General features: G+C 66.8%; 23 protein-coding genes and 1 pseudogene. 12 read left to right on the forward strand and 12 right to left on the reverse strand.

Features of this window, described 5'->3' with window-relative positions:
• Nucleotide 1: 1 nt before the first annotated feature.
• From sdhD to HIV01_RS06170, 3 genes are all read right to left on the reverse strand, one after another.
• On the reverse strand, nucleotides 2-397 hold the full coding sequence (gene sdhD / locus HIV01_RS06160) for a succinate dehydrogenase, hydrophobic membrane anchor protein (RefSeq protein WP_200605441.1): 396 nt from the start codon (nucleotides 395-397) through the stop codon (nucleotides 2-4).
• The gene (gene sdhC / locus HIV01_RS06165) at nucleotides 394-804 is read right to left on the reverse strand and encodes a succinate dehydrogenase, cytochrome b556 subunit (RefSeq protein WP_200605442.1); all 411 of its coding nucleotides are present in this window, start codon (nucleotides 802-804) and stop codon (nucleotides 394-396) included. The genes sdhD and sdhC overlap by 4 nt, the downstream gene beginning before the upstream one ends.
• Nucleotides 805-866: 62 nt before the next feature.
• Nucleotides 867-1,115, reverse strand: coding sequence for a DUF1674 domain-containing protein (locus HIV01_RS06170; RefSeq protein ID WP_342367067.1), 249 nt, complete (start codon nucleotides 1,113-1,115; stop codon nucleotides 867-869).
• Here HIV01_RS06170 and ygfZ point away from each other — a divergent pair.
• Nucleotides 1,062-1,937, forward strand: coding sequence for a CAF17-like 4Fe-4S cluster assembly/insertion protein YgfZ (gene ygfZ / locus HIV01_RS06175; protein WP_200605443.1), 876 nt, complete (start codon nucleotides 1,062-1,064; stop codon nucleotides 1,935-1,937). The two genes, HIV01_RS06170 and ygfZ, sit on opposite strands and share 54 nt — an antisense overlap.
• A 35-nt stretch (nucleotides 1,938-1,972) precedes the next feature.
• On the opposite strand, the gene asnB is transcribed toward ygfZ, so the two are convergent.
• The 6 genes from asnB to HIV01_RS06205 form a co-directional block, all read right to left on the reverse strand.
• Nucleotides 1,973-3,907 carry an asparagine synthase (glutamine-hydrolyzing) gene (asnB, locus tag HIV01_RS06180; protein WP_207527112.1) on the reverse strand — a complete coding sequence of 645 codons (1,935 nt, stop codon included), beginning with the start codon at nucleotides 3,905-3,907 and terminating at the stop codon, nucleotides 1,973-1,975.
• A complete protein-coding gene (locus HIV01_RS06185; RefSeq protein WP_200605445.1) occupies nucleotides 3,908-6,175 on the reverse strand; it encodes a thiamine pyrophosphate-dependent enzyme in 2,268 nt (755 codons plus the stop codon).
• Nucleotides 6,176-6,251: 76 nt separating this feature from the next.
• A complete protein-coding gene (locus tag HIV01_RS06190; RefSeq protein WP_200605446.1) occupies nucleotides 6,252-6,896 on the reverse strand; it encodes a glutathione S-transferase family protein in 645 nt (214 codons plus the stop codon).
• On the reverse strand, nucleotides 6,893-7,450 hold the full coding sequence (locus HIV01_RS06195; protein ID WP_200605447.1) for a GNAT family N-acetyltransferase: 558 nt from the start codon (nucleotides 7,448-7,450) through the stop codon (nucleotides 6,893-6,895). Before HIV01_RS06195 ends, HIV01_RS06190 begins: the two co-directional genes overlap by 4 nt.
• A 28-nt stretch (nucleotides 7,451-7,478) precedes the next feature.
• Nucleotides 7,479-8,642, reverse strand: coding sequence for an acyl-CoA dehydrogenase family protein (locus HIV01_RS06200; protein ID WP_200605448.1), 1,164 nt, complete (start codon nucleotides 8,640-8,642; stop codon nucleotides 7,479-7,481).
• A 420-nt stretch (nucleotides 8,643-9,062) separates the two neighbouring features.
• A complete protein-coding gene (locus tag HIV01_RS06205; protein WP_207527113.1) occupies nucleotides 9,063-9,866 on the reverse strand; it encodes a glycine zipper 2TM domain-containing protein in 804 nt (267 codons plus the stop codon).
• Between the two features lie 165 nt (nucleotides 9,867-10,031).
• Between HIV01_RS06205 and HIV01_RS06210 the strand changes: the two genes are divergently transcribed.
• Both HIV01_RS06210 and HIV01_RS06215 read left to right on the forward strand, forming a co-directional pair.
• Nucleotides 10,032-10,253, forward strand: coding sequence for a DUF6116 family protein (locus HIV01_RS06210; RefSeq protein WP_200605450.1), 222 nt, complete (start codon nucleotides 10,032-10,034; stop codon nucleotides 10,251-10,253).
• A gap of 20 nt (nucleotides 10,254-10,273) precedes the next feature.
• Nucleotides 10,274-11,044 (forward strand): TatD family hydrolase, encoded by a 771-nt coding sequence (locus HIV01_RS06215; protein WP_200605451.1) that lies wholly within the window; start codon nucleotides 10,274-10,276, stop codon nucleotides 11,042-11,044.
• Between the two features lie 3 nt (nucleotides 11,045-11,047).
• On the opposite strand, the gene HIV01_RS06220 is transcribed toward HIV01_RS06215, so the two are convergent.
• Nucleotides 11,048-11,851: a tRNA threonylcarbamoyladenosine dehydratase gene (locus HIV01_RS06220; protein ID WP_200605452.1), complete on the reverse strand. Its 804-nt coding sequence runs from the start codon at nucleotides 11,849-11,851 to the stop codon at nucleotides 11,048-11,050.
• 85 nt (nucleotides 11,852-11,936) lie between these two features.
• Here HIV01_RS06220 and HIV01_RS06225 point away from each other — a divergent pair, with 85 nt between their 5' ends.
• On the forward strand, nucleotides 11,937-12,383 hold the full coding sequence (locus HIV01_RS06225) for a hypothetical protein (RefSeq protein WP_200605453.1): 447 nt from the start codon (nucleotides 11,937-11,939) through the stop codon (nucleotides 12,381-12,383).
• Between the two features lie 182 nt (nucleotides 12,384-12,565).
• The gene (locus HIV01_RS06230) at nucleotides 12,566-13,045 is read left to right on the forward strand and encodes a glycine zipper 2TM domain-containing protein (RefSeq protein ID WP_200605454.1); all 480 of its coding nucleotides are present in this window, start codon (nucleotides 12,566-12,568) and stop codon (nucleotides 13,043-13,045) included.
• 184 nt (nucleotides 13,046-13,229) lie between these two features.
• Here HIV01_RS06230 and HIV01_RS06235 read toward each other — a convergent pair whose 3' ends face one another.
• On the reverse strand, nucleotides 13,230-13,439 hold the full coding sequence (locus tag HIV01_RS06235; RefSeq protein WP_158731317.1) for a cold-shock protein: 210 nt from the start codon (nucleotides 13,437-13,439) through the stop codon (nucleotides 13,230-13,232).
• A 218-nt stretch (nucleotides 13,440-13,657) separates the two neighbouring features.
• On the opposite strand from HIV01_RS06235, the gene HIV01_RS06240 reads away from it, so the two are divergent.
• From HIV01_RS06240 to HIV01_RS06250, 3 genes are all read left to right on the forward strand, one after another.
• On the forward strand, nucleotides 13,658-14,143 hold the full coding sequence (locus HIV01_RS06240) for a DUF456 domain-containing protein (RefSeq protein WP_200605455.1): 486 nt from the start codon (nucleotides 13,658-13,660) through the stop codon (nucleotides 14,141-14,143).
• Between the two features lie 43 nt (nucleotides 14,144-14,186).
• Entirely contained in the window at nucleotides 14,187-15,362 is a 1,176-nt protein-coding gene (locus HIV01_RS06245) for a phospholipase A (RefSeq protein WP_200605456.1), read from the forward strand.
• A gap of 95 nt (nucleotides 15,363-15,457) precedes the next feature.
• Complete coding sequence (locus HIV01_RS06250) at nucleotides 15,458-16,411, forward strand: patatin-like phospholipase family protein (protein ID WP_245156981.1); 954 nt, start codon at nucleotides 15,458-15,460, stop codon at nucleotides 16,409-16,411.
• 123 nt (nucleotides 16,412-16,534) lie between these two features.
• Here the strand turns inward: HIV01_RS06250 and HIV01_RS06255 are convergent, their stop codons facing one another.
• Nucleotides 16,535-18,100: a fumarate hydratase gene (locus HIV01_RS06255; RefSeq protein WP_200605458.1), complete on the reverse strand. Its 1,566-nt coding sequence runs from the start codon at nucleotides 18,098-18,100 to the stop codon at nucleotides 16,535-16,537.
• 188 nt (nucleotides 18,101-18,288) lie between these two features.
• Between HIV01_RS06255 and HIV01_RS06260 the strand changes: the two genes are divergently transcribed.
• The 4 genes and pseudogenes from HIV01_RS06260 (at nucleotide 18,289) to HIV01_RS06275 (ending at nucleotide 23,150) form a co-directional block, all read left to right on the forward strand.
• Complete coding sequence (locus HIV01_RS06260) at nucleotides 18,289-19,128, forward strand: hypothetical protein (RefSeq protein WP_200605459.1); 840 nt, start codon at nucleotides 18,289-18,291, stop codon at nucleotides 19,126-19,128.
• Nucleotides 19,129-19,185: 57 nt separating this feature from the next.
• Nucleotides 19,186-19,944, forward strand: a pseudogene (xth, locus tag HIV01_RS06265) (exodeoxyribonuclease III); the annotation flags it as partial.
• Nucleotides 19,945-20,034: 90 nt separating this feature from the next.
• Nucleotides 20,035-21,894 (forward strand): ABC transporter ATP-binding protein, encoded by a 1,860-nt coding sequence (locus tag HIV01_RS06270; protein ID WP_200605461.1) that lies wholly within the window; start codon nucleotides 20,035-20,037, stop codon nucleotides 21,892-21,894.
• A gap of 38 nt (nucleotides 21,895-21,932) precedes the next feature.
• Nucleotides 21,933-23,150: a PQQ-dependent sugar dehydrogenase gene (locus HIV01_RS06275; protein ID WP_200605462.1), complete on the forward strand. Its 1,218-nt coding sequence runs from the start codon at nucleotides 21,933-21,935 to the stop codon at nucleotides 23,148-23,150.
• Nucleotides 23,151-23,203: the final 53 nt, after the last annotated feature.

Raw genomic sequence — 23,203 nt, forward strand, 5'->3', positions numbered from 1 at the left:
ATCAGGCTCCCAGCGCGATGCGGATGACGGCGAGCACGCTGGCCAATGCCGCGAGAACGCAAACGAAAACGACCGCGAGCTGCGATGCCATCGCAAGGCCCGGGGTATGGACGTAATCCTCGATGATCACCTGCATGCCGAGCTTGGCGTGCCAGAACGAGGCAATCAGGAATGCCGACAGCAGCACCGCGTTGCACGGGTGGCCGACGGTGGCGCGGACGCTGGCGTAATCGCCGCCGATCAGCGACAGGATCAGGCCGATCACGTAGATCGTCAGGAACACCAGCGCAATCGCGGTGACGCGCTGGACGACGAAGTGATGGGTACCGTCCTTGGCCGAGCCCAGGCCGCGCGCGGTCTTGAGCGGGTTGCGCAGGCGGTTGTTGTTGGTGCTCATGCGCCACCTCGCTGGGCCATCATCGCAAGCAGCCAGATGATCACCGTCAGCACCAGGCTGCCGAAGACCGAGATCCAGCTGCTGCGCACAAACGCTTCGATGCGGTAGCCGTAACCGGCGTCCTGCACCAGGTGGCGGATGCCGTTGAGCAGGTGGTAAGCCAGCGACCAGCTCCAGCCGAACAGGACCAGGAAGCCCAGCGGCGACCGCGCGCAGGCGGTGAAGGTGCCCCAGGATTCGGGACCGGCGGCCAGTGCCACCAGACCCCACACAATGAGGAGGCTGCCCAGGGTCAGGACGATGCCTGTGCCACGGTGCAGGATCGAGGTCACCATCTGCACCTGCCAGCTGTAAATCTGCATGTGCGGTGACAGGGGGCGTTCGCGGACGCGTGGATCGTTAGCCATGGGCTATGGCGTTCTCTGAGCTGGGCGGCAGGAGCCGCGTGGCGGGGAAGCGTGGTGACGCGTCAGAAATCGATGCAGCGGCCGTTCTTTTCCCAGTCGCCGTAGCGGGTCGGTTCGGGGCCTTCGCGCCCGCCGTGCTCCTTTGGCCTGTTGGGATCCGTCAATGGCGCGGGCTGCGGAGTCGAATCTGCCTCGGGCGCTTCAACGGGTGGGGTTTGGCCTATCATCACGGCGCTGAATGTTAATTCCCGCCCCCCATGCATGACAACCCGCAGGCCGCCGCCGGTCTCGCCTTCGCCCTGCCCGACCATCGCCTGATCGCGCTCAGCGGGCGTGATGCGGTCGCTTTTGCGCAGGCACAGTTCATGAACGACGTTGGCCTGCTGGAGCCGCGCAGCTGGCAGTGGAATGGCTGGCTGACGCCCAAAGGGCGCGTGGTGGCGCTGTTCGCTTTGCTGAAACTGTCCGATGAGACGCTCTGGCTGCTGCTGCCCGATGCCGATCCGACCGAACTGGCCGCCGCACTGCAGCGCTTCGTGTTTCGCAGCAAGGTCAAGATCGAAGTTCGCCAGGATCTGCACGTCAGTGGTTCCTTTACGGCACCGGCGATGTCGCAAGGCTCCGCCCTAGGCGGTGATGATGGGGTCGAGACGGTCGAAATGGACGTCGGCGGCGACGCCGGGCCGCGCTGCCTGCGCATTTCCGGCGGTGCCGATGCCACGGCCGATGCCCAGGCGCTGGCGCGCTGGCAGGCCTACGACCTCGAGCACGGCCTGCCGCGCCTGCCGGCCTCCCAGGCCGGCCACTGGACGCCGCAGCAGCTATCGCTGGAGCGCTTGCAGGCCTTCAGCGTGAAGAAGGGCTGCTATCCGGGCCAGGAGATCGTCGCGCGCACGCATTTCCTGGGCCAGGCCAAGCGTGGGCTGGCATTGCTTGAAGGCGATGCGGCGCTGGTTGCCGGATCCGATGTGGCTGCCGGCGCCACTGCGCTGGGCAAGCTGGTGGCGGCTGTCGATGCCGACCACCGGCATGTCGCGCTGGCGGTGCTGCCGCTGGAACGTGAGACGGTGGAAATGACCGCAGGTGATGTCGCACTGCGCGAACTGCCGCTACGCGGCGGCCTCGGGCGCTAGCACGCTCGCCGTCGTCCCGGCGGGCACCGGGATGACTAGACGTCGCGGCGCTGCTCGCGCCAATGCTCATGCCACGCCTGGAACATCAGCACGTTCCAGAGGTGCGTGTGCCACTTGCGCTCGCCGCCGAGGAACTTGCGCCAGATGCCGTGCACCGCAGCGGCATCGAAGTACCCCTCTTCGCGCAGGCGCTGCTCGTCCAGCAGCGCTGACGCCCATTCGCGCAGGTCGCCGCGCAGCCAATCACTGACCGGCGCACCGAACCCACGCTTGCCGCGGTCGACCATCTCGTCGGGCAGATAACGTCGCAGCACCTGCTTGAGCAGGTACTTGTTGCCTTTAGGGTGGCGCTTGAACGCCAGCGGCAACGACCATGCGAACTCCGCCACGTGCCAGTCCAGCAGCGGCGCCCGCGCCTCCAGGCTCACCGCCATGCTGGTGCGGTCGACCTTGCACAGCAGGTCTTCGGGCAGGTAGACGCTGAAGTCGGCCAGCATCATCGCGTCGGCGGCGGTGCCGGCGCCGTGTAGCGGATCGGGCTGGTCGTACAGCGTCGCCGGCAGCTTGGCGCCAGGTACCGCGCAGGCCGGATCGCGCCAGCGGGCGATGCGCTGCCGGTAGACGTCGCCGATGCCGCACGCGCCCATCTCCGCCGCAAGCGCGGCAAAGCCGCCGGTGCGCGAGGATTCGCCATGACCGGTCGCACTGCGCGCCATCGCCTTGCGCAGCGGTGACGGCACGCGCCGCTGCCAGCGCCAGTTGCGCAAGGCGCGTTCGTAGCGCTTGTAGCCAAAGAAAAGTTCGTCGCCGCCGTCACCCGACAGGGCCACGGTGACCGCGCTGCGCGCCACGCGCGCCACCAGCGCGGTCGGCACCTGCGAAGCATCGGCAAAGGGTTCGTCGAACATCGCCGGCAATGTCGGCACCACCGCCAGCGCATCGCTGCCGCTGACGTACAACTCGGTGTGCGCGGTATGCAGGTGCTCGGCGACCTCGCGCGCGAGGTGCGCCTCGTCATGATGCGAGCGCTCGAAGCCGATCGTGAAGGTGCGCACCGGGTGCCGGCTTTGTGCCTGCATCAGCGCGGTGACGATCGAGGAATCGGTGCCGCCCGACAGGAACACGCCGACGGGAACGTCGGCGACCATGCGGAGGCCGACTGCCTCGCGCAGCAGTTCGTCGAGGCGGTTCTCCGCTTCGCGCTCGTCGCCCTTGAATGGCGCACGCAGCGCCGTTTCCATGCGTTCGCGCGGATCCCAGTAGCGGCGCTGGTCGCGCTGCGGATCGTGGGCCCCGGCGCCGCCTGCCACGGTCGCCGCGTCGATGCGCAGCAGCGAGCCCGGCAGCAGCTTGAAGGTGCGCTCATGGATTGCATGCGGCGCCGGGATGTAATCCAGGCGCAACAGCAACGCCAGCGCATCACGGCTGACGCCGTTGTCGAAATCCGGGTGGCGCCACAGTGCCTTCAGCTCGGAGCCGAACACGAACGTGTCCCCGGCCCAGCCGTAGTACAGCGGCTTCTTGCCGACGCGGTCGCGGGCCAGCCACAGGCAGCGCTCCTGGCGATCCCACAAGGCGATCGCGAACATGCCGTTGCAGCGGGAGATCGCATCTTCCACGCCCCACTCCACCACCGCGGCCAGCAGCACCTCGGTGTCGGAATGGCCGCGGAAGGCGTGGCCGCGTGCGACCAGCACTTCGCGCAGCTCGGCGAAGTTGTAGACCTCGCCGTTGTAGGCGATGACGAAGCGGTGGTCGCTCGACGCCATCGGCTGGTGGCCCAGCGGCGACAGGTCGAGGATGCTCAGGCGGCGATGCGCCAGCGCGATCCCGGTCGCCGCTTCCGTCCAGACACCGCGATCGTCCGGGCCACGGTGGACCAGCGCATCACCCATCGCGCCGGCGAGCGCGGTCAGCCGCTCATCACTGGCGTCGGGGGTGGCGCGCAACAGTCCGGCGAGACCGCACATTCAGGCGAGCCGGTCCGCTGCCGCGACGATGTCGTCCTCGCCCGGAATCACCAGGAATGCGGCGCCAGCCAGCGGCGTGTAGGTGTCGACGCCGACGACACGCTGGAACGGCCGCGCCCCGTAACCACCTTCGGCAATTGCGGTAAGCACGCCCTCGCCGACGCCGGCACTGTGACGGCCTTCGTCGACGATCAGCAGGCGCTTGGCGCTGCGTGCCTGCTCGCGGATGAACTCTTCGTTGAGCGGCACCAGCCAGCGCAGGTCGACCACGCGTGCTTTCCAGCCGTGCTTGGCCTCGATGGTCCGCGCGGCGCGCAGGCTCATCGGCACGCCATTTCCGTAGCTGACGATCACCAGGTCGTCGTTGCCCTCGCCGTAGATGCGGCCTTCGCCGAGCGTCATCGCCTCATCAGGCTTGGGATAGTTCGTCAGCCAGCCGCCGTCGCCGGCTTCGTACAGGTCCTTGGTCATGTACAGCGCGATCGGCTCGAGGAACACGCTGACGCGTCCGTCGACCTTGGCCAGTGCCGTCAGCGTGCGCAGCATCGTCGCCGCGTCGTCGCCGCGCGACGGGCAACCGACCACCAGGCCCGGGATGTCGCGCAGCGCGGTGATCGAATTGTCGTTGTGGAAGTGGCCGCCGAAGCCGCGCTGGTAGCCCAGTCCGGCGATGCGCACGACCATCGGATTGGCGTACTGGTTGTTGCTGAAGAACTGCAGGCTCGCCGCCTCGCCACGGATCTGGTCGCAGGCGTTGTGGAAGTACGCCAGGTACTGGATCTCCGGGATCGGCAGCATGCCGACGTTGGCGAAGCCCTGGGCCATGCCCAGGATCATTGTCTCGTCGAGCAGCGTGTTGAACACGCGGCGCGGGCCGAAGGCCTTCTGCAGGCCCTTGGTGACGGTATAGACGCCGCCCTTCTGCGCCACGTCCTCGCCGAACAGCAGCGTGTCGGGATACTTGGCGAAGATGTCGTGCAGGGCGTTGTTGATCTGGATCGCCAGGTGACGCGGCGGCTGGTTCTCCGGCAGTTTGGCCTCGCTGCCGAACACTTCCAGTCGGCGCGGAGCGTAATCGGCGCGCTTGGCTTCGGCGGCGACCTTGGCCGGCGTGTACGGCGCCAGCGGCGCGATCACGTCGGCGAGGTTGTCGAGCTTGGGCCGGCGGTCGGCCTCGTCGGCCGCGGCGAAGCACTTCTTGCGCGTCTGCTCGTACAGGTCGAGTACTTCGTCCTTCGACATCAGGCCCGACTCGAGCGCGATCGCGGCAGAGCGCAGCAGCGGATCGGTGGCCTCGACCGCGCACAGTTCCTCGATCGAACGCCATTCGATCTCGAAGTCGGTGCCGGCGTGACCCATGATGCGGGTCGTCTTCAGGTGCAGGAAGGTCGGACGGCGCGTAGTGCGGCAATGCTCGACGGCACGCTGCACGTCGCCGTAACCAGCCGCCAGGTCGAGGCCGTCGGCGGTGAAGTAATCCAGCCCGTCCATGTTGCGGAAGCGGTTGCCGATCCAGCCACCCGGGGTCTTCACCGAGATGCCGATACCGTTGTCCTCGCAGACGAACAGCACCGGCGCCGGCAGCTTCTGGTAGGCGGTCCAGGCGGCTGCATTGAATGCGGTCTGCGCGGTGGCGTGGTTGGCCGACGCGTCGCCGAAGGAGCAGATCGTGATGCTGTCGTCCGGAATCGGCAGCGCATGACCCAGGCGCTTGCCGGCCTCGATCGCGACCGCCGTGCCCAATGCCTTGGGCAGGTGCGAGGCAATCGTCGACGTCTGCGGCAACACCCACAACGGCTTGCTGCCCCAGACCTTGTGGCGGCCACCGCTGGCCGGGTCGTCCTTGCTGGCGGCGAACGACAGCGCCGAATCCATCACCGGGTCCATCCCGGGCAGCTTGCGGAAGCGCTCGGCCATGAAGCCGCCGGAACGGTAATGCAGGAACGCCGGATCGGTATGGCGCGTCAGGCGCGCGACCATCGCATTGCCTTCGTGGCCGCTGGAACCGATCGTGTAGAAGACCTTGTTCTGCACGCGCAGCACGCGCGCCATCAGGTCGAGGTGACGGCTGACCAGCTGCGACTCGAACAACTCGCGGAACCCGCGCGCATCGAGCGCGCTGCCGTCGAGGATCGCCTCACCCGCGGCCGGACGGGCTTCGGTGCGGCCATTCCAGGCTTTGACGAACTCGCTGAAGTTGACGTCGCAGATCTCGGCCCGGTTCAGGCCTTTCATGCGTGCGGGGATCGGATTGGGCAGTACGGACATTTTTTCGGATTCTCGGATGTCGTCCCGCGCTATGCGCAGGACCTGGCATGTCTTTGCAGGAAACCTGGTGTGGCGGTCAGTCCGGCAGCGCCAGGCGCGAGGCGACCTCGACCGGCGGTGACGGCATGGCGACAAAGCCCGGCGTCTTCATCACGCGGGCCAGCCATTCGCGGATCTGCGGATACCGCGAAACGTCGAAGCCGCCTTCATCGGCGACGACGGTGTAGGCGAACAGCGCGATGTCGGCGATGCCGTAGGCTTCACCGCTGAACCATTCGTGCCCGGCGGCAAGGTGCTGCTCCATTACCGCCAGCGCCTGATGGCCGCGCTCGCGCAACTGCGCCAGCGTGGCGCGACGCGGCGAGTCCAGCGGCGACCAGCCACGGATGAAACGGGCAACGGCGATGTACGGCTCATGGCTGTACTGCTCGAAGAACAACCAGCTCAGCACCTGCGCACGCTGCCAGGCGTCGCCTGTCCAGAACGGCGTGCCTTCGGCCAGCCAGCACAGGATCGCGTTCGACTCGGTGAGGATGCGGCCATCCTCGAGCTCGATCATCGGCACCTTGCCGTTGGGATTCTTGCCCAGGAATTCCGGCGTGCGTGTCTCGCCGCAGGTGCTGTCGATATCGACCCATTTGAACTCGCGGCCGAGCTGGGTCAGCAGCAACTTCAGCTTGTGGCAATTGCCGGAACAGGGATAGCCGTAGACGGTGATCATGCGCGCTCCTCGCGTGTGCGTCGGGCGAGCCACTGCTCACGCGACTGTCCCCAGATTTCGATCTCGTTGGCATCGTATGGCACCGGCAGGCGGCCCATGCGCAGGTAGCGCGAGCCGAGCTTGGCAGCAACGGCCTTGGAATTTGCGTTTTGCGGATCGATGGTATGGATCACCTCGGTCCAGCCCAGGTGATCGAAGGCCCAGTCCATCGAGGCCGCAGCGGCCTCGGGACCGAAGCCCTTGCCCCAGTGCCTGCGGACGATGCTCCAGCCGACCTCGGTGCCTGGCCAGCCTTCCGGCTGCCACGGCCCGACCCGCCCTACCCACTCGCCGCTGGTCTTCTCGATCACCGAGAACATCGCGAAGCCCTTGAGGTGCCACACGCCGATCATCGCCGCGAAGCTGCGCCACGCCACCGGCCGCGCTTCGGCGCCGCCGATGTAGCGCGCGGCCTCTTCGTCGGCACGGAACGCCGCCCACGCCTCGAAGTCGCCCGCCCGCGGCGGGCGCAGGAGCAGGCGCGGGGTTTCGAGTTGGATGTCGAAGACGGACACGTGGATCTCGAACCTCCGGGTCCGGGGATCAGAACGCGCTGATGCCCGTCAGCTCGCGTCCGATCACCAGCTGGTGCACGGTTTCGGTGCCCTCATAGGTGATCACCGACTCCAGGTTGAGCGCATGGCGGATCGCCGCGTGCTCGGTGGTGATGCCGGCGCCGCCGAGCAGGTCGCGGCACTCGCGCGCGATGTCGATGGCCATGCGGCAGTTGTTCCACTTCGCCAGCGACACCTGTGCCGGCTGCATCGCACCGGCGTCCTTGAGGCGACCGAGCTGCACCACCAGCAACTGCGCCAGCGTGATCCGACGCGCCATCTCGGCCATCTTGATCTGCGCGCTCTGCGTCGCCGCCACCGGGCGATCGAACAGGATGCGTTCCTTGGTGTAGTTCAGCACCTCGTCGAGGCAGGCGATGGCCGCGCCGATCGGACCCCAGGTGATGCCGTAGCGGGCCTGCGTGAGGCAGCCCAGCGGACCCTTCAGGCCCTTCACGTTGGGCAGGCGGTTGCTGTCGGGCACGCGCACGTTGTCGAAGAACAGCGAGCTGGTCACCGACGCGCGCAGGCTCATCTTGTGCTTGATTTCCTGGGCCGCGAAACCGGGCATGCCCTTCTCGACGACGAAGCCCTGGATGCCCTCGTCGGTCTGCGCCCAGACGATCGCGATGTCGGCGACGTTGCCGTTGGTGATCCACATTTTGGAACCGTTGAGGACCCAGTCACCGCCGTCGCGCTTGGCGTTGGTCTTCATGTTGGCCGGATCGGAACCACCGTGCGGCTCGGTCAGGCCGAAGCAGCCGATGACCTTGCCCGCGGCCATGTCCGGCAGCCAGCGCATGCGCTGCTCTTCCGAACCGTAGGCGTAGATGGGATACATGCACAGCGAGGACTGCACGCTGACGAAACTGCGGATGCCGCTGTCGCCGCGCTCGAGTTCCTGGCAGATCAGGCCGTAGCTGACCGCGTTGAGGCCGGCGCAACCGTACTTCTCCGGCAGCGACGAGCCGAGCAGGCCCAGTTCGGCGATCTCACCGACCAGCTCCTTGGGGAAACGGGCCTGGTCGAACGCATCGCCGATGATCGGGATCACGCGCTCGTTGGTGAAACGCGCCACCGTGTCCTGTACGGCGCGCTCCTCTTCAGTGAGCAGGGAGCGGACGTCGTAGAGATCGTACGGGTGCAGGGCCATGGCGCGCTCGACAGTGGAAAGACAGCCATTGTAATGGCCGCCGGCTGCGCGGGTACCCCCTCTAGAGCCTGTACAGCGTTGTTTTTCCAAAGCCTTTGCGGGCAAGAACACGTGGGCAGGACGCTTCGATTGCCCTCCCCCGACGATCCGACGAAGACCGTTAAGTAACTCGCCGAAGCGTCGTCCGCCGGGCCGGGGATTGCGCAGCAGCGGGCCATGGATGGCCCACGCCCCGCATCAGACAGGATGTCTGACTAAGGGGCGGAGCAATCCCCGGCCCGGCGGACGGCGCCGTTCCGAAGCAAAGGGCAACGTCAAGATGGATCCCGGCGTTCGCCGGGATGACGTTGATTGCAAAAAGAAAGGGGCCGGATTGCTCCGGCCCCTCGGGTATTGCGCTTCGATGGAGAGCGATCAGCCCTAGGTCGAACCCGTCGAGGCCGAAGCGGTCTGGGTCACGACCTGGCCGTCGATCACCGGCAGGCGGTTGTTGACCGGACGCTCGTCCATGCGGATGGTCTGCTCGGCACCGTCGTAACGGTAGGTCACGTCGTAACCGACGACCTTGTCTTCTTCACCCAGCAGGATCTTGTTGCCCGGCTTGCTGTCGGTGCGCATCGAACCGGTGGTGCCGTCCGGATTGCGGTAGGTCACGTTGTAACCGACCACGCGCGAGGACTGCGACGTCGACGACGTGGTGTGGCACTGGCGCTCGGTGCGGCTGGTGACCTTGCCGCCGACGTGGCGCTTGTCAACCGTGTTGCCGATGAAGCCACCGGCGACGGCGCCTGCGGCCGTAGCGGCCTTGCGGCCGTTGCCGCTGCCGATCTGGTTGCCGACCAGGCCACCGATGACGGCGCCAGCGACGGTGCCGCCGACGTTGCCGTCACGCTCCGGAGCGCGCTCCTGCACGACCACGTCCTCGCAGACCTCACGCGGGGTCGAGGTGGTGCTGGTCTCGCGCACGGCGTCGGTGCCGATCACGGTGGCGTACAGCTTTTCCTTCTCGTTGATCGGCTTGACGTTGAGCACGTCGGCGTATTCGATCTTGCCCGACTGGATCGAGCCGTCGGCCGCCATGTCGCCGTCCTGGCCGATGGCCTGACCGTTGGCATCCACCTGGGCCTGCGCGTTGTCGTTGCCACGGAAGCTGTTGAAGGCCGCGACTGCGACGCCACCGACCAGCAGCGAAGCCAGGGCGACTGCGAGGATGTTCTTGTTCATTTCAGGCCTCTGTTGCGGGATTTGGCCCGCGGGTTGATGGATGGCGCCATTCGAACACTGCGATCCTGAACGGCCGCCGATTTTTTAACATCAAGCTGTCGCAACTGTGAACCTGGTTTGGCCGCGTGTTAGCGTCATTGCGACCGCCGTCATACTGCGAATGCCATGGCCAACCCACTCACCGCCCCCCTGCTGGGCTTCCTCGGCAAGCTCAGCTTCCCGCGCCTGTTCCTGCTGACCGCCGCCCTGTTCGTGGTCGACCTGGTCGTGCCCGACTTCGTGCCCCTGGCCGACGAGCTCCTGCTGGGCCTGGGCACCCTGCTGCTGGCCAGCTGGAAGAAGCGCAAGGACCCGACCCTGCCGCCCGCGCCCCGCGCGCCCCGCTGAACCCGGGCCACCCTGCCGCCGTGCACCCGCTGGTCGACAGCCACTGCCACCTCGACGCGGCCGAGTTCGACGACGACCGTGACCAGGTGATCGCCCGCGCCCGGGCGGCCGGCGTCACCCGCCAGGTCGTGCCGGCGGTGGACGCCGCAGGCTGGCCGAAGCTGCGCGATGCATGCCCGCCGGGCAGCGGCCTGCATCCGGCCTATGGGCTGCACCCCATGTACCTGGCGCAGCACCGCGACGAGCACCTGCCGCTGCTGCGCGAGTGGATCGAGCGCGAACGTCCGCTAGCGATCGGCGAATGCGGCCTGGATTACTTCGTCGAAGGTCTCGACGCGGAAACGCAGATGCACTTCTTCGACGGCCAGCTGCGGCTGGCGCGCGAATTCGACCTGCCGGTCATCGTGCACGCGCGCCGCGCCGTCGATGCGGTGATCGGCGCCACCCGCCGCGTTGGCGGATTGCGCGGCGTCGTCCACAGCTACTCGGGCAGCGAAGAGCAGGCGCGGCAGCTGTGGAACGCCGGCTTCATGCTCGGGCTCGGCGGCCCGGTCACCTACGACCGCGCCAACCGCCTGCGCAAGCTGGCGGCATCGATGCCGCTGGAGCACCTGCTGCTGGAAACCGATGCGCCCGACCAGCCCGACGCGGGCATCCGCGGCCAGCGCAACGAGCCGGCACGGCTGCCGGAAGTGCTGCATGTCATCGCAGGCTTGCGCGGTATCGAGGCCGAAGAACTGGCTCGCGCAACTACGGCCAACGCCGAGCGCCTGTTCGCATTGCCAGCGTAGGGATTACTTGCGCTTCAGCAGCAGCTCCAGCGCGCGACCGACCGCTGCAAACGCGAACGTGCCGGTGATGTGCGTTGCCGCGCCAAGGCCCGCTCCGCAGTCCAGCTTGAGTGCCGCGTCACCGCTCACCTGCGGACGCACGCCGCAGACGCTGCCGTCCGGCTGCGGGTACTTGACGTTCTCCAGCGAGTAGATCGCCGAGATGCCGAAGTAGCGATCGGTGTTCTTCGGGAAGTTGAACTCGCTGCGCAGCTTCTTCCGGACCAGCGCCAGCATCGCATCGTGCTCGGTGCGCGACAGGTCGCGCACGCGCACCAGCGTCGCATCGGTGCGTCCGCCGGCCGAGCCCACCACGATCAGCGGCAGCTTGCGGCGACGGCACCATGCGGCCATCTCGACCTTGGTGCGGAAGCTGTCGCAGGCATCGATCACCAGGTCGAAACCGCGATCGAGCATCTCGGTCAGGTTGGACGGCGTGACGAAACTGGCCACCGCCTCGACCGTGATCTGCGGATTGATCCCCCGGCAGCGTTCGGCCATCGACTCGACCTTGGCACGGCCGTACTGGCCGGCCAGGGCCGGCAGCTGGCGGTTGGTGTTGGACACGCACAGGTCGTCGGCGTCAATCAGGGTCAGGTGGCCGATGCCGGTACGTGCCAGCGCTTCGACCACCCACGAGCCGACGCCGCCCATGCCGACGACGGCAACGCGGCAGGTGGACAGGCGGGCAACGGTTCCGACGCCGTAAAGACGGTCTACTCCGGCGAAGCGTTCGAGCCAGGCCGGGTCCAGGGGGATGGTGGTCATTGCGACATTGTAAGGGTCCGCCGGCCGCGGACGGCCACGGCGTGCGTGATATGGTTCCGCGCAAACTGCAAGGAGAGCCCCGGCAATGAGCAACCCCCAGCCCAGCAGCGTCAAGCCAGGCAGCAACGCGACGAAGTATCTGTTCCTGTTCCTGATCGGCCTGATCATGGGCGTGGTCGCGACGGTAATGGCGCTGCGCGCGATCGATGCCCGCAAGGATCATTTCCACGGCAGCGTTATGCACGTGCAGCAGTGGCACCTGGGTCAGCTCAAGCAGAAGGTCGAACAGAACCGTTGCGCGGCTACGGATGTCCTGCCCCATTTCAAGGCGCTGCGGGTCATGGGCGACGACCTCGAACCGGCCTTCCCCGACCTCGCCGACGACAAGCGTTTTGGCGAGCACGCCAGCCGCATGCGCGCCAAGCTCGACGCGGCGCTGGCCAGTCCGCCGCTCAATTGCGCCGGTGTCGGCACCGTCAACACTGAAATCGGCGAAGCCTGCAAGGCCTGCCACCAGGATTTCCGCAACTGAGGCCGGAGCCGGCTTGCAGCAGCGGCGTCGTCACGCCGTCACCAGCAAGCTGGCTACTCCCCCAACAGATACCTGCGACCCGGCGAGTATTGATCGCCGGTTCACCTCGCGACCGCTAGCGTCCATGCGTGGCGTGCCGCCGTAGTGCGGCCAACGCCACTCCATCCACACAGGAGTCGCGCATGAGTTCCCAGAATCTCCGCCTGCTTGGTGTTGCCGCCGCTGCCATGGTCGCACTGGCCGGTTGTGCCACGTCTCCGTCCCCGGGCTACAGCACCGCGCCGGCACCGTCCTACGGTGGCAGCAATGCCACCTGCTACGACTGCGGCACGGTCACCCGAATCGAACAGGTCGCAGCAGGCAGCACCGCACCCAGCGCCACGGGTGCAATCCTCGGCGGCATCGTCGGCGCCGTCGCCGGCCATGAGATCTCCGCCCATACCGGTGGCAGCAAGGGCAATCAGAATGTTGCAGCGGCCGCTGGTGCGGTCGGCGGCGCCGTCGCCGGCAACGCAATCCAGAAGAACACCGGCAGCGCTGCCTATAACGTTTATGTGCGCCTGAACGATGGTCGCACCACGGTGGTCACGCAGAAGGACCTCGACGGCATTCGCGAAGGCTCGTATGTCCGCGTGAATAACGGCCGCGCCTGGGCGCAGTAACTTATCCGGGAAAAACAATGGGAGCGGTAACAAGGATGACCGGGAATGTTTGGAAACTTCGCTTATGCACCGGCGCCCACCCGTTCCGCCACCGACGCAGAAAGAAAAAACCCGGCCAAGGCCGGGTTTTTTCCATTCCGGGCGCCGCAGGCGGCGCGCCAGTGACTTCCGTCGTCGGCCGTGATCAGAGCGGCTGGACGGCGTCGGCCTGCAGGCCCTTCTGGCCCTGGACGACGGTGAAGGAGACCTTCTGGCCTTCCTTCAGGCTCTTGAAGCCCTGCGACTGGATGGCGCGGAAGTGCACGAACACGTCCTCACCATTTTCGCGGCTGATGAAGCCAAAGCCCTTGGCATCGTTGAACCACTTGACGGTACCGGTTTCACGGTTCGACATATTTACTTACTCCTTGGAACGTTTGGTTGATAACGCGGCGTTAGGCTGCGTGCTGGTTGCAAGGAGGAAGCGAGGTGCAACGATGTAGCGGATCGATGGATCAACCGCATCGGGCCACGATTCACGGTGACCCTCGCAAACACAGCGCCCGCAAAGTACCCCGCGCCGGGTGAAAATGCAATCTGGGCAAAGTCATGGTCCGACAGGGGGTAATTAGTATGGAATTGCAGGGAATTTACTATCTAATCGCGGGCATTCTGATGCTGGTCGGGATAGCCGGGACGGTATTGCCTGCCCTGCCCGGCCTGCCCCTGGTATTCGCCGGGATGCTGTTGGCGGCCTGGGCCGGGGATTTCCGCGAGGTCGGCTGGGTGCCGCTGGTGATACTGGGCCTGCTGACGGTGCTGTCGCTTGGCATCGACCTGCTGGCGACCTCGATCGGCGCCAAGCGCGTCGGGGCGAGCAAGCTGGCCGTCGTCGGGGCGGTATTGGGAACTTTCGCCGGGCTGTTCTTCGGGCCGGTGGGGCTGTTCGCCGGCCCGTTTGTCGGCGCCCTCGGCGGCGAGCTGATCCATGGCCGCGAAGTTCGCAAGGCTGCCAAGGTCGGCTTCGGTACCTGGCTCGGCATCGTCTTCGGCGTGGTTCTCAAGCTCGGCCTGGCGTTCGCCATGCTCGGCCTGTTCGCCTTCGCCTGGTTCTTCTAGGCCACACTTCCCCTCAGTGACTTCACTGCATCGAGCCCCCCGCATGCCGCCAGTTCGCAATCCGCACTTGCCTCCGTACCGCCCATGGCTGTTGGTCGCCGCCGCCATGCCATTGCTTGCCCAGGCGCAGGCGCCGGCCGATCCGGCCACGCCCGAGGCCTGCGTGTCCATCACCGTCGATGCCGACCGCCTGGCCTGCTACGACGCCGTGCACGGCCGCAGTGCGCGCGACACGCGCGGCGCCGACATCGCGGCCAAGGAAGCCAAGGCGATCCAGAAGAACCTGGAGATCGCCGAAGAGGTCGTACCCGATACGACGGCGGTCGCGCCCGAGCAGTCCCGCGCAGGCAGCGACCTGTACCCGATGGAAGACCCGCTGCACAGCGCCATCGCCAACGCCGGCAAGGGCTCGCTGCTCGACAGCCGCTGGGAACTGGCACGCGATTCCAAACTGGGCGTCTTCAACTTCCGCGCCTACAAGCCGGTCTACCTGCTGCCCGCGTTCTGGAGCACCGACGCCAACGAGACGCCGCACTCGCCCAATCCCAACAACACCGTGCCCGGGCCAATCCCGGTCGACGCGCTGGAGGCCAAGTTCCAGCTCAGCTTCAAGACCAAGGCCTGGGAAAACATCTTCGGCGACAACGGCGACCTGTGGATGGCCTATACCCAGTCCTCGCACTGGCAGGTCTACAGCGCCGACACCTCGCGTCCGTTCCGCGAGACCAACTACGAGCCGGAGGTCATGTTGACCTTCCGCAACAACTACCAGATCGGTGGCTGGAACGGCCGCCTGGCCGGCATCGGCATCAACCACCAGTCCAATGGCCGTGCCGATCCGTTGTCGCGCAGCTGGAACCGCGTGGTCGGCATGATCGGCCTGGACCGGGACAACTGGGCACTGACGGTCCGGCCGTGGTGGCGGGTCAAGGAAAGCGCGAGCGAGGACAACAACTCCGACATCGAGGATTTCGTCGGCCGCGGCGACGCCACGCTGGTGTACGTGCGCGGCGGCCATCAGTTCTCGGTGATGGGGCGGCACTCGCTGCGCAGCGGCGACCGCTCGCACGGCGCGGTGCAGCTCGACTGGGGCTTCCCGATCAGCAACAGCCTGCGCGGACACATCCAGGTGTTCGACGGCTACGGCGAAAGCCTGATCGACTACAACCACCGCGCGACCTACATCGGCCTGGGCATCTCGCTGCTGGAGTGGTACTGACCTGACAACGCGGTCGCAGTCCATGCGACCGCGGCCTGCGATGATGGCTTCCATCTTCGGCAGGGGTTGCAATGGCAGGAGACGTCAACGTGAAAATGCGCCGCATCCTTTCGCTCGATGGCGGCGGCATCCGCGGCCTGGTCAGCTGCGTCTGGCTGGCCGGCGTCGAAGATGCCCTCGCCCAGGCCGGGAAATCCGGCGGGCTGCTCCGCAACTTCGACCTGATCGCCGGCAGCTCGACCGGCGCGCTGATCGCCTGCGGCCTGGCCCTTGGCCTTCCTCCCCAGCAACTGGCGGAGCTGTACCGGCAGCAGCGGCACCTGATCTTTCCCGGCATGGCGCAGCGGTTGTGGTCGCGGGCCGGGCGCGCGTTTACCCAGGGTGTATCCGCCCCCCGCTATGACGCCAAGGGCCTGGAGAAGGTGCTGAAGAAGGTCTTCGGCACGACCACGCTGGGCCAGGCGAAGAAGCCGTTGCTGGTGACCAGCTACGACACGATTTCGCGCACGCCTATCGTGTTCAAGAGTTTCAAGCCCGAACACGCCGACCTGCCGATGTGGTCCGTGTGCCGGGCCTCGACCGCGGCACCGACCTACTTCCCGGCCCACCCGATGGTGGTCGAAGGACGCAGGCGGTCGATGATCGATGGCGGCGTGGTTGCCAACAATCCCACGGCCTGCGCGATCGCCGAAGCCCTGCGCAAGGACGCGCGCATCGACGGCGCCCAGGACCTGGTGGTGCTGTCGGTCGGCAGCGGCGAACGCAACCGGCCGATCGACCTGAAGTCGGCGCAGGAATGGGGTGCGCTGGAATGGGCAATTCCCATCATCGACGTGCTGTTCGACGGCAACACCGATGCGGTCGACTACATCGCCCAGCACCTGGTCGGCGATGGTTACTTCCGCCTGCAGGCGGAGCTGGTGACCGGGCTGGATGACCTCGATGACGTCAGCGCGACCAACGTCGCGGCGCTGGAATCGATGGCGCAGGCGTATCTGCTGCAGGCCGATACGCGCAAGAAGCTGGTGGAGCTGGTGGGACGGCTGTAGCGACGGCCCGTCATCCCGGCGAAAGCCGGGATCCATTTCGCAGTTGCTCGTTCCACGCCGGACCCAGCAGCGGGATCAAGAGCAAATGGGTCCCGGCTTTCGCCGGGACGACGGTGGTGGTTCTTACTCCACCACCACCGGGATCTTGCCGATCTTCGCCTGCCACTCGCGCGGGCCGGTCTTGTGCACCGATTCGCCGGTGGAATCGACGGCGACAGTCACCGGCATGTCTTCCACCTGGAACTCGTAGATCGCTTCCATGCCCAGGTCGGCGAAGCCGACCACGCGCGCGGCCTTGATCGCCTTCGACACCAGGTAGGCGGCGCCGCCGACGGCCATCAGGTAGGCCGAGCCATGCTTGCGGATCGCCTCGATCGCGGCCGGGCCGCGCTCGGCCTTGCCGACCATGCCGAGCAGGCCGGTCTGGCTGAGCACCTGTTCGGTGAACTTGTCCATGCGCGTGGCCGTGGTCGGGCCGGCCGGACCCACCACTTCATCGCGCACCGGATCGACCGGGCCGACGTAGTAGATGAAGCGGCCCTTGAGGTCGACCGGCAGCGGCTCGCCCTTGTTGAGCATGTCGACCATGCGCTTGTGCGCGGCGTCGCGACCGGTCAGCAGCTTGCCGTTGAGCAGCAGCACTTCGCCCGGCTTCCAGCTGGCGACGTCTTCGCGGGTGAGCGTGTCGAGATTGACGCGGCGACCCTTCGACGAGTCGTAGGTCAGCTGTGGCCAGTCGGCCAGCGACGGCGGATCGAGCATCACCGGGCCGCTGCCATCCAGGGTGAAATGGGCGTGGCGCGTGGCCGCGCAGTTCGGGATCAGCGCCACCGGCAGGTTGGCGGCGTGGGTCGGGTAATCCTTGACCTTGATGTCGAGCACCGTGGTCAGGCCGCCCAGGCCCTGCGCGCCGATGCCGAGCGCGTTGACCTTCTCGAACAGTTCCAGGCGCAGTTCCTCGGCGCGATTGGAGGCACCGCGCTGCTGCAGCTCGGTGATGTCGATCGGCTCCATCAGCGCTTCCTTGGCCAGCAGCATCGCCTTCTCGGCGGTGCCGCCGATGCCGATGCCGAGCATGCCCGGCGGGCACCAGCCCGCGCCCATCGTCGGCACGGTCTTGAGCACCCAGTCGACGATCGAGTCGGACGGATTGAGCATCGCGAACTTCGACTTGGCTTCCGAACCGCCGCCCTTGGCGGCCACGATCACGTCGACCGTATTGCCCGGCACGACCTTGACGTTGACCACGCCCGGCGTGTTGTCCCTGGTGTTGGTGCGCTTGCCCGCCGGGTCGGCGAGGACCGAGGCGCGCAGCTTGTTGTCAGGGTGGTTGTAGGCGCGACGCACGCCCTCGTGGACCATGTCCTCCACGCCCATCGTGGCGTCGTCCCAGCGCACGTTCATGCCGATCTCGAGGAACACGGTGACGATGCCGGTGTCCTGGCAGATCGGGCGGTGACCCTCGGCGCACATGCGCGAGTTGATCAGGATCTGGGCGATGGCATCGCGCGCGGCCGGCGACTGCTCGCGCTCGTAGGCGGCGGCGAGGTTCTTGATGTAGTCGACCGGGTGGTAGTAGCTGATGTACTGCAGGGCATCGGCGACCGACTGGATCAGGTCTTCCTGGCGGATCGAAACGGGAGGGGCGCCCGGAACGAGCGGGGACTTCGGGCTTGCGGCGTTGCTCACGGCGGGCTTCGAGGCTGGCGATGGGGCCGATATTTTAGCCCCTTAACTGACTGCGGGTCTGGTGCCGGCGAGGGCGCGATCGGGGAAATCGGGCCTTCACATTTCACGCACAGCTGACGATGGAACGTTACAGAAACTGAACATCTATGCGGCCGGCCCCCGCCTGCCGCCAGCCTGAGGGGGTTCCCATGTCGTCTTCGCAACGTCGTAGCGGCGCTGTCGGTCGTCTGCTGATGCCCGCCGTTCTGCTCTCGGCCACCTCGTTCCCAGCCCTGGCGGTCGAGCCCCTGGATACTTTCAGCATCCGCATCGCCGGCTACGTCAGCAAATTCGACACCGAACTGCGCGCCGACGGCGAGACCCTGCGCGGTACCAACGTGGACCTGGAGCGCGACCTGGGCCTGGATGGCGACAGCACCATCGGCCTGATCTCGGCGTCGTGGCGCCCGCTGGAGAACCACGAGTTCGGCGTCGCCTACTACCAGGACAGCTTCAACTCCAGGCGCACGCTCAGCCGCGACATCAATTTCGACGGCGCGGTCTACCCGGCCAGCGCCACCGTGCGCAGCGAGTACAACCTCGATGCCTACGAGCTCAACTACAACTGGTGGGTCGCCAACAACGACACCTGGGCGCTGGGACCGCGCCTGGGACTGGTCTGGTACAAGGTCGAACTCGACCTGCGCCTGGAGCTGGACGCAGGCGGCAACCAGGGCGGCGCCGACTTCGATCGCCAGGTCTCTGCCGACGTGCCGGCCCCGACGATCGGCGCGAGCTGGCGCTGGGTCCCGGCCGACGACTGGCGCATCTACGCCGAAGCCGGTTACTTCACCGCGAAGATCAATGACATCGATGCCGACGTCACCTTCGCCCGCGGCGGTGTCGAGTGGTTCCCGTGGGAGAGCTTCGGCTTCATGCTCGACTACACCTTCAACAACATCGATGCCGACGCCGAAGCCAGCCGCTTCGACGGCCGGCTCGAGTTCCAGGACAGCGGCATCCGTCTGGGTGGTGTGTACCGCTTCTGAGTGCACTGGCTCAGGGGCCGGCATAGTCGGCTCCCGAGCGCCGCTCCGGGTTACTGCGTGAAGATCGCCACGTTCAACGTCAACGGCATCAACACCCGCCTGGATTCATTGCTGGCGTGGCTGCGCGAGGAAGAACCGGACGTGGCCTGCCTGCAGGACCTGAAGGCTGCGCACGAACAGTTCCCGCGCAAGGCCCTCGCCGATGCCGGCTACGGCGCGATCTGGCATGGCCAGAAGGCGTGGAATGGCGTGGCCATCCTCGCCCGCGGCAGCGACCCGGTCGAGATCCGGCGCGGATTGCCCGGCGACCCGGACGACAGCCAGAGCCGCTACATCGAAGCCGCGGTTGAAGGCATCGTCGTCGCCTGCCTGTACCTGCCCAACGGCAATCCCCAGCCGGGGCCGAAGTTCGACTACAAGCTGGCGTGGTTCGACCGCCTGCTCGAGCGCGCGAAGCAACTGTATGCAAGCGGGCAACCCGTCGTGCTCGCCGGCGACTTCAACGTCGTGCCGACCGACGAGGACATCTACAACCCGAAATCGTGGCGCAAGGATGCGCTGCTGCAGCCGCAGTCGCGCGAGCGATACCAGCGCCTGCTCGCACAGGGCTGGATCGATTCGCTGCGCGACGTCTTCGGCGAGGAACGCGTGTACACGTTCTGGGATTACTTCCGCCAGCACTGGCAGCGCGATGCCGGCCTGCGCATCGATCACCTGCTGCTCAATGCCCAACTGGCGCCGAGGTTGAGCGAAGCCGGCGTCGATCGCTGGGTGCGCGACCTGGAGCGGGCCAGCGACCATGCACCGACATGGATCGTGCTCGACCCCTGATGTGAGGCGCGGCGACGACGCCGGTGATGGGGCATTGACGTCGGTTGTCGCCGAACTGCCCTATCCTGCCAATCCATGCCCGCCCCTTCGACCGCATCCGCCAAGCCGAGCCTGCGCGAACGATTCGACGCGTTGCGCAACCTGCCGCCGTTCCTGCGGCAGATCTGGGCCACCAGCCCTTGGCTGACATTGACCACGCTCGGCCTGCGCGTGGTGCGCGCGTTCCTGCCCATCGCCACGCTGTATGTCGGCAAGCTGATCATCGACGAGGCCGTGCGACTGGTGGCCGCCGGCAACGGGTTCGACTCGATCGGCGAGGCATGGCGCAGCGGGCAGCTCGACACCTTGTCGTGGCTGCTGCTGGTGGAGTTCGCGCTCGCCATCGGTTCCGACCTGCTCGGCCGGTTGATCAGCTACGGCGATTCGCTGCTGTCGGAGCTGTTCACCAACGTCACCAGCGTGCGGCTGATGGAGCATGCCGCCACGCTCGACCTGGAAGACTTCGAAGACCCCGACCTGCAGGACAAGCTGGACCGCGCGCGCCGCCAGACGATGGGGCGGATGAACCTGATGAGCCAGCTGTTCGGCCAGGTCCAGGATGCGATCACCGTGATCAGCTTCGCGGCCGGCCTGCTCGTCTATGCGCCCTGGCTGATCGTGCTGCTGGCGGTGGCACTGGTGCCGTCGTTCGTCGGCGAGGCGCACTTCAACGCGCTCGGCTATTCGCTCAACTTCGCCTGGACGCCCGAGCGCCGCCAGCTCGAGTACGTGCGGCAGATGGGCGCGAGCGTGGAAACGGCGAAGGAGGTGAAGATCTTCAACCTCCACCGTTACCTGATCGCCAAGTACCGAGAGCTGGCCGATGGATTCTTCCGCGCCAACCGCGCCCTCGCCCGCCGCCGCGCCGCCTGGGGCGCGCTGCTGGCGGCGCTGGGCACGATGGGCTACTACGTCGCCTACGCCTATATCGCCTGGCGTACCGTGCGCGGCGACTTCAGCATCGGCGACCTGACCTTCCTGGCCGGCAGCTTCCGCCGTCTGCGGCAGTTGCTCGAAGGCCTGCTGGTCGGCTTCTCGCAGGTGGCCGGCCAGGCGCTGTACCTGGACGACCTGTTCTCGTTCTTCGAGATCAAACCCGAAATCGTCTCGCCCGCGAATGCCTTGCCGGTGCCGCGTCCGATCACGCGCGGCTTCGTCTTCGAGAACGTGGGCTTCCGCTATCCCGATGCCGACAAGTGGGCGCTGCGCGGGCTCGACTTCGAACTGCGCGCCGGCGAAGTGCTGGCACTGGTCGGCGAGAACGGCGCAGGCAAGACCACCCTGGTCAAACTGCTGGCGCGCCTGTACGACCCCGACGAAGGCCGCATCACGCTTGATGGCCGCGACCTGCGCGAGTACGACCTGGACGACCTGCGCGGCAACGTCGGCGTGATCTTCCAGGACTTCGTGCGCTACCACCTCACCGCCGGCGAGAACATCGGCGTCGGCCAGATCGATGCGATGGCCGACGGAGCGCGCATTCGCGAAGCCGCTCGGCGTGCGGCAGCCGACGAGGTGATCGAGGGCCTGCCCAACGGCTACGACCAGCTGATCGGTCGGCGCTTCAAGACCGGCGTCGACCTGTCCGGCGGGCAGTGGCAGAAGATCGCCATCGCACGTGCCTACATGCGCGATGCGCAGGTGATGATCCTCGACGAACCGACGGCGGCGCTGGATGCGCGCAGCGAGTTCGAAGTGTTCAAGCGCTTCAAGGAACTCTCGCACGGCAAGACCGCGGTGCTGATCTCGCACCGCTTCAGCAGCGTGCGCATGGCCGATCGCATCCTGGTGCTGGCGCAGGGCCGGCTCGAGGCCAGCGGCACCCACCAGGAACTGCTCGACCAGGGCGGCCGCTACGCCGAACTTTTTGAATTGCAGGCCGCCGGGTATCGTTGACGGCCATGTCTCCACCCCTCCGCACCGGGAGTCTGTCCATGCGCCACCACCTGCACTGCACCGCCCTTGCTTTCGCGTTGTCGCTCTCGCTTGCCGCGTGCCAGGCCGAACAAGGGGCCGACCAGGGTTCCAATGCCGGCGCAACCGGGGCAGCCGCCAGCGCCACGGCGGCGCCCAAGACGTTGCCGACGCAGAACGTGGCCAGCCAGAACGGGCAGGTGCGCGTGACCGAGATCGCCTCGGGCCTGTCGCACCCGTGGAGCGTGGCGCTGCTGCCCGACGGCAGTTTCCTGGTGACGGAGCGTCCTGGCCGGATGCGCCGCGTCTCCGCCGACGGCGCAGTCTCCGCGCCGCTGGGCGGCGTGCCGGAGGTCTGGGCACAGGGCCAGGGCGGCCTGCTCGACGTGGTGCTGGCACCGGACTTCGCCAGCAGCAAGCGCATCTACTTCAGCTATTCCGAAGAAGGCGAGAACGGCACCGCCGGCACCGCGGTCGCGACGGCCACGCTCGGCGACAGCGCGCTCAGCGACGTGCGCCGCATCTACCAGCAACAACCCAAGCTGGAAGGACCGAACCACTTCGGTTCGCGCATCGTCTTCGACGGCAAGGGCCATGTCTTCATCAGCCAGGGCGAGCGCAACGACCGCCCGACCTCGCAGAAGCTCGACATGCTGCAGGGCAAGCTGGTTCGGTTGAACCTCGACGGCAGCGTGCCCAGCGACAACCCGTACGTCGGCCGCAAGGACGCGCGTCCGGAGATCTGGAGCTACGGTCACCGCAACATGCAGTCGCTGGCGCTCGACCCGCGCACCGGCAAGGTGTGGGAAGCCGAGCACGGCCCGCGCGGCGGCGACGAGATCAACATTCCCGAACCGGGCAAGAACTACGGCTGGCCGATCATCACGCACGGCATCAACTACTCGGGCATGAAGATCCCCGAAGCCGTGGGCACGTCGGCGCCGGGCATGGAACAGCCGTACCACGTCTGGGAGAAGTCGCCGGGTCTGTCGGGCATGGCCTTCTACACCGGCCAGGCCGGATCGAAGTGGGACAACAGCCTGTTCCTGGGCGCGCTCGCCGACAGCAGCCTGATCCGACTGAGCCTCGACGGCGACAAGATCACCGGCGAAGAGCGCCTGCTGAAGGAACTGGCCTCGCGCATCCGCGATGTCCGCGTCGGCAGCGACGGCAAGGTCTACGTGCTCACCGACGAGGACAACGGCAAGCTGCTGCGGCTGGATCCGCCGGCAGGCTGACTTCGCAGGCGCCCCGATGAGAAAAGCGCCCAGATGAGAATCAGTCTCAGCTG

This window comes from Lysobacter arenosi, assembly GCF_016613475.2.
Lineage (GTDB): Bacteria > Pseudomonadota > Gammaproteobacteria > Xanthomonadales > Xanthomonadaceae > Lysobacter_J > Lysobacter_J arenosi.

Excerpts from the sequence above, each read along its gene's own strand:
- HIV01_RS06200 (WP_200605448.1), bottom strand. The coding sequence starts at position 8,642 with ATGGCCCTGCACCCGTACGATCTCTACGACGTCCGCTCCCTGCTCACT.
- HIV01_RS06205 (WP_207527113.1), bottom strand. The coding sequence starts at position 9,866 with ATGAACAAGAACATCCTCGCAGTCGCCCTGGCTTCGCTGCTGGTCGGT.
- asnB (WP_207527112.1), bottom strand. The coding sequence starts at position 3,907 with ATGTGCGGTCTCGCCGGACTGTTGCGCGCCACCCCCGACGCCAGTGAT.
- HIV01_RS06240 (WP_200605455.1), top strand. The coding sequence starts at position 13,658 with ATGGAATTGCAGGGAATTTACTATCTAATCGCGGGCATTCTGATGCTG.
- HIV01_RS06190 (WP_200605446.1), bottom strand. The coding sequence starts at position 6,896 with ATGATCACCGTCTACGGCTATCCCTGTTCCGGCAATTGCCACAAGCTG.
- sdhD (WP_200605441.1), bottom strand. The coding sequence starts at position 397 with ATGAGCACCAACAACAACCGCCTGCGCAACCCGCTCAAGACCGCGCGC.
- HIV01_RS06220 (WP_200605452.1), bottom strand. The coding sequence starts at position 11,851 with ATGACCACCATCCCCCTGGACCCGGCCTGGCTCGAACGCTTCGCCGGA.
- HIV01_RS06210 (WP_200605450.1), top strand. The coding sequence starts at position 10,032 with ATGGCCAACCCACTCACCGCCCCCCTGCTGGGCTTCCTCGGCAAGCTC.
- ygfZ (WP_200605443.1), top strand. The coding sequence starts at position 1,062 with ATGCATGACAACCCGCAGGCCGCCGCCGGTCTCGCCTTCGCCCTGCCC.
- HIV01_RS06245 (WP_200605456.1), top strand. The coding sequence starts at position 14,187 with ATGCCGCCAGTTCGCAATCCGCACTTGCCTCCGTACCGCCCATGGCTG.
- HIV01_RS06250 (WP_245156981.1), top strand. The coding sequence starts at position 15,458 with ATGCGCCGCATCCTTTCGCTCGATGGCGGCGGCATCCGCGGCCTGGTC.
- HIV01_RS06235 (WP_158731317.1), bottom strand. The coding sequence starts at position 13,439 with ATGTCGAACCGTGAAACCGGTACCGTCAAGTGGTTCAACGATGCCAAG.
- sdhC (WP_200605442.1), bottom strand. The coding sequence starts at position 804 with ATGGCTAACGATCCACGCGTCCGCGAACGCCCCCTGTCACCGCACATG.
- HIV01_RS06170 (WP_342367067.1), bottom strand. The coding sequence starts at position 1,115 with ATGGTCGGGCAGGGCGAAGGCGAGACCGGCGGCGGCCTGCGGGTTGTC.
- HIV01_RS06275 (WP_200605462.1), top strand. The coding sequence starts at position 21,933 with ATGCGCCACCACCTGCACTGCACCGCCCTTGCTTTCGCGTTGTCGCTC.
- HIV01_RS06270 (WP_200605461.1), top strand. The coding sequence starts at position 20,035 with ATGCCCGCCCCTTCGACCGCATCCGCCAAGCCGAGCCTGCGCGAACGA.
- HIV01_RS06230 (WP_200605454.1), top strand. The coding sequence starts at position 12,566 with ATGAGTTCCCAGAATCTCCGCCTGCTTGGTGTTGCCGCCGCTGCCATG.
- HIV01_RS06260 (WP_200605459.1), top strand. The coding sequence starts at position 18,289 with ATGTCGTCTTCGCAACGTCGTAGCGGCGCTGTCGGTCGTCTGCTGATG.
- HIV01_RS06185 (WP_200605445.1), bottom strand. The coding sequence starts at position 6,175 with ATGTCCGTACTGCCCAATCCGATCCCCGCACGCATGAAAGGCCTGAAC.
- HIV01_RS06225 (WP_200605453.1), top strand. The coding sequence starts at position 11,937 with ATGAGCAACCCCCAGCCCAGCAGCGTCAAGCCAGGCAGCAACGCGACG.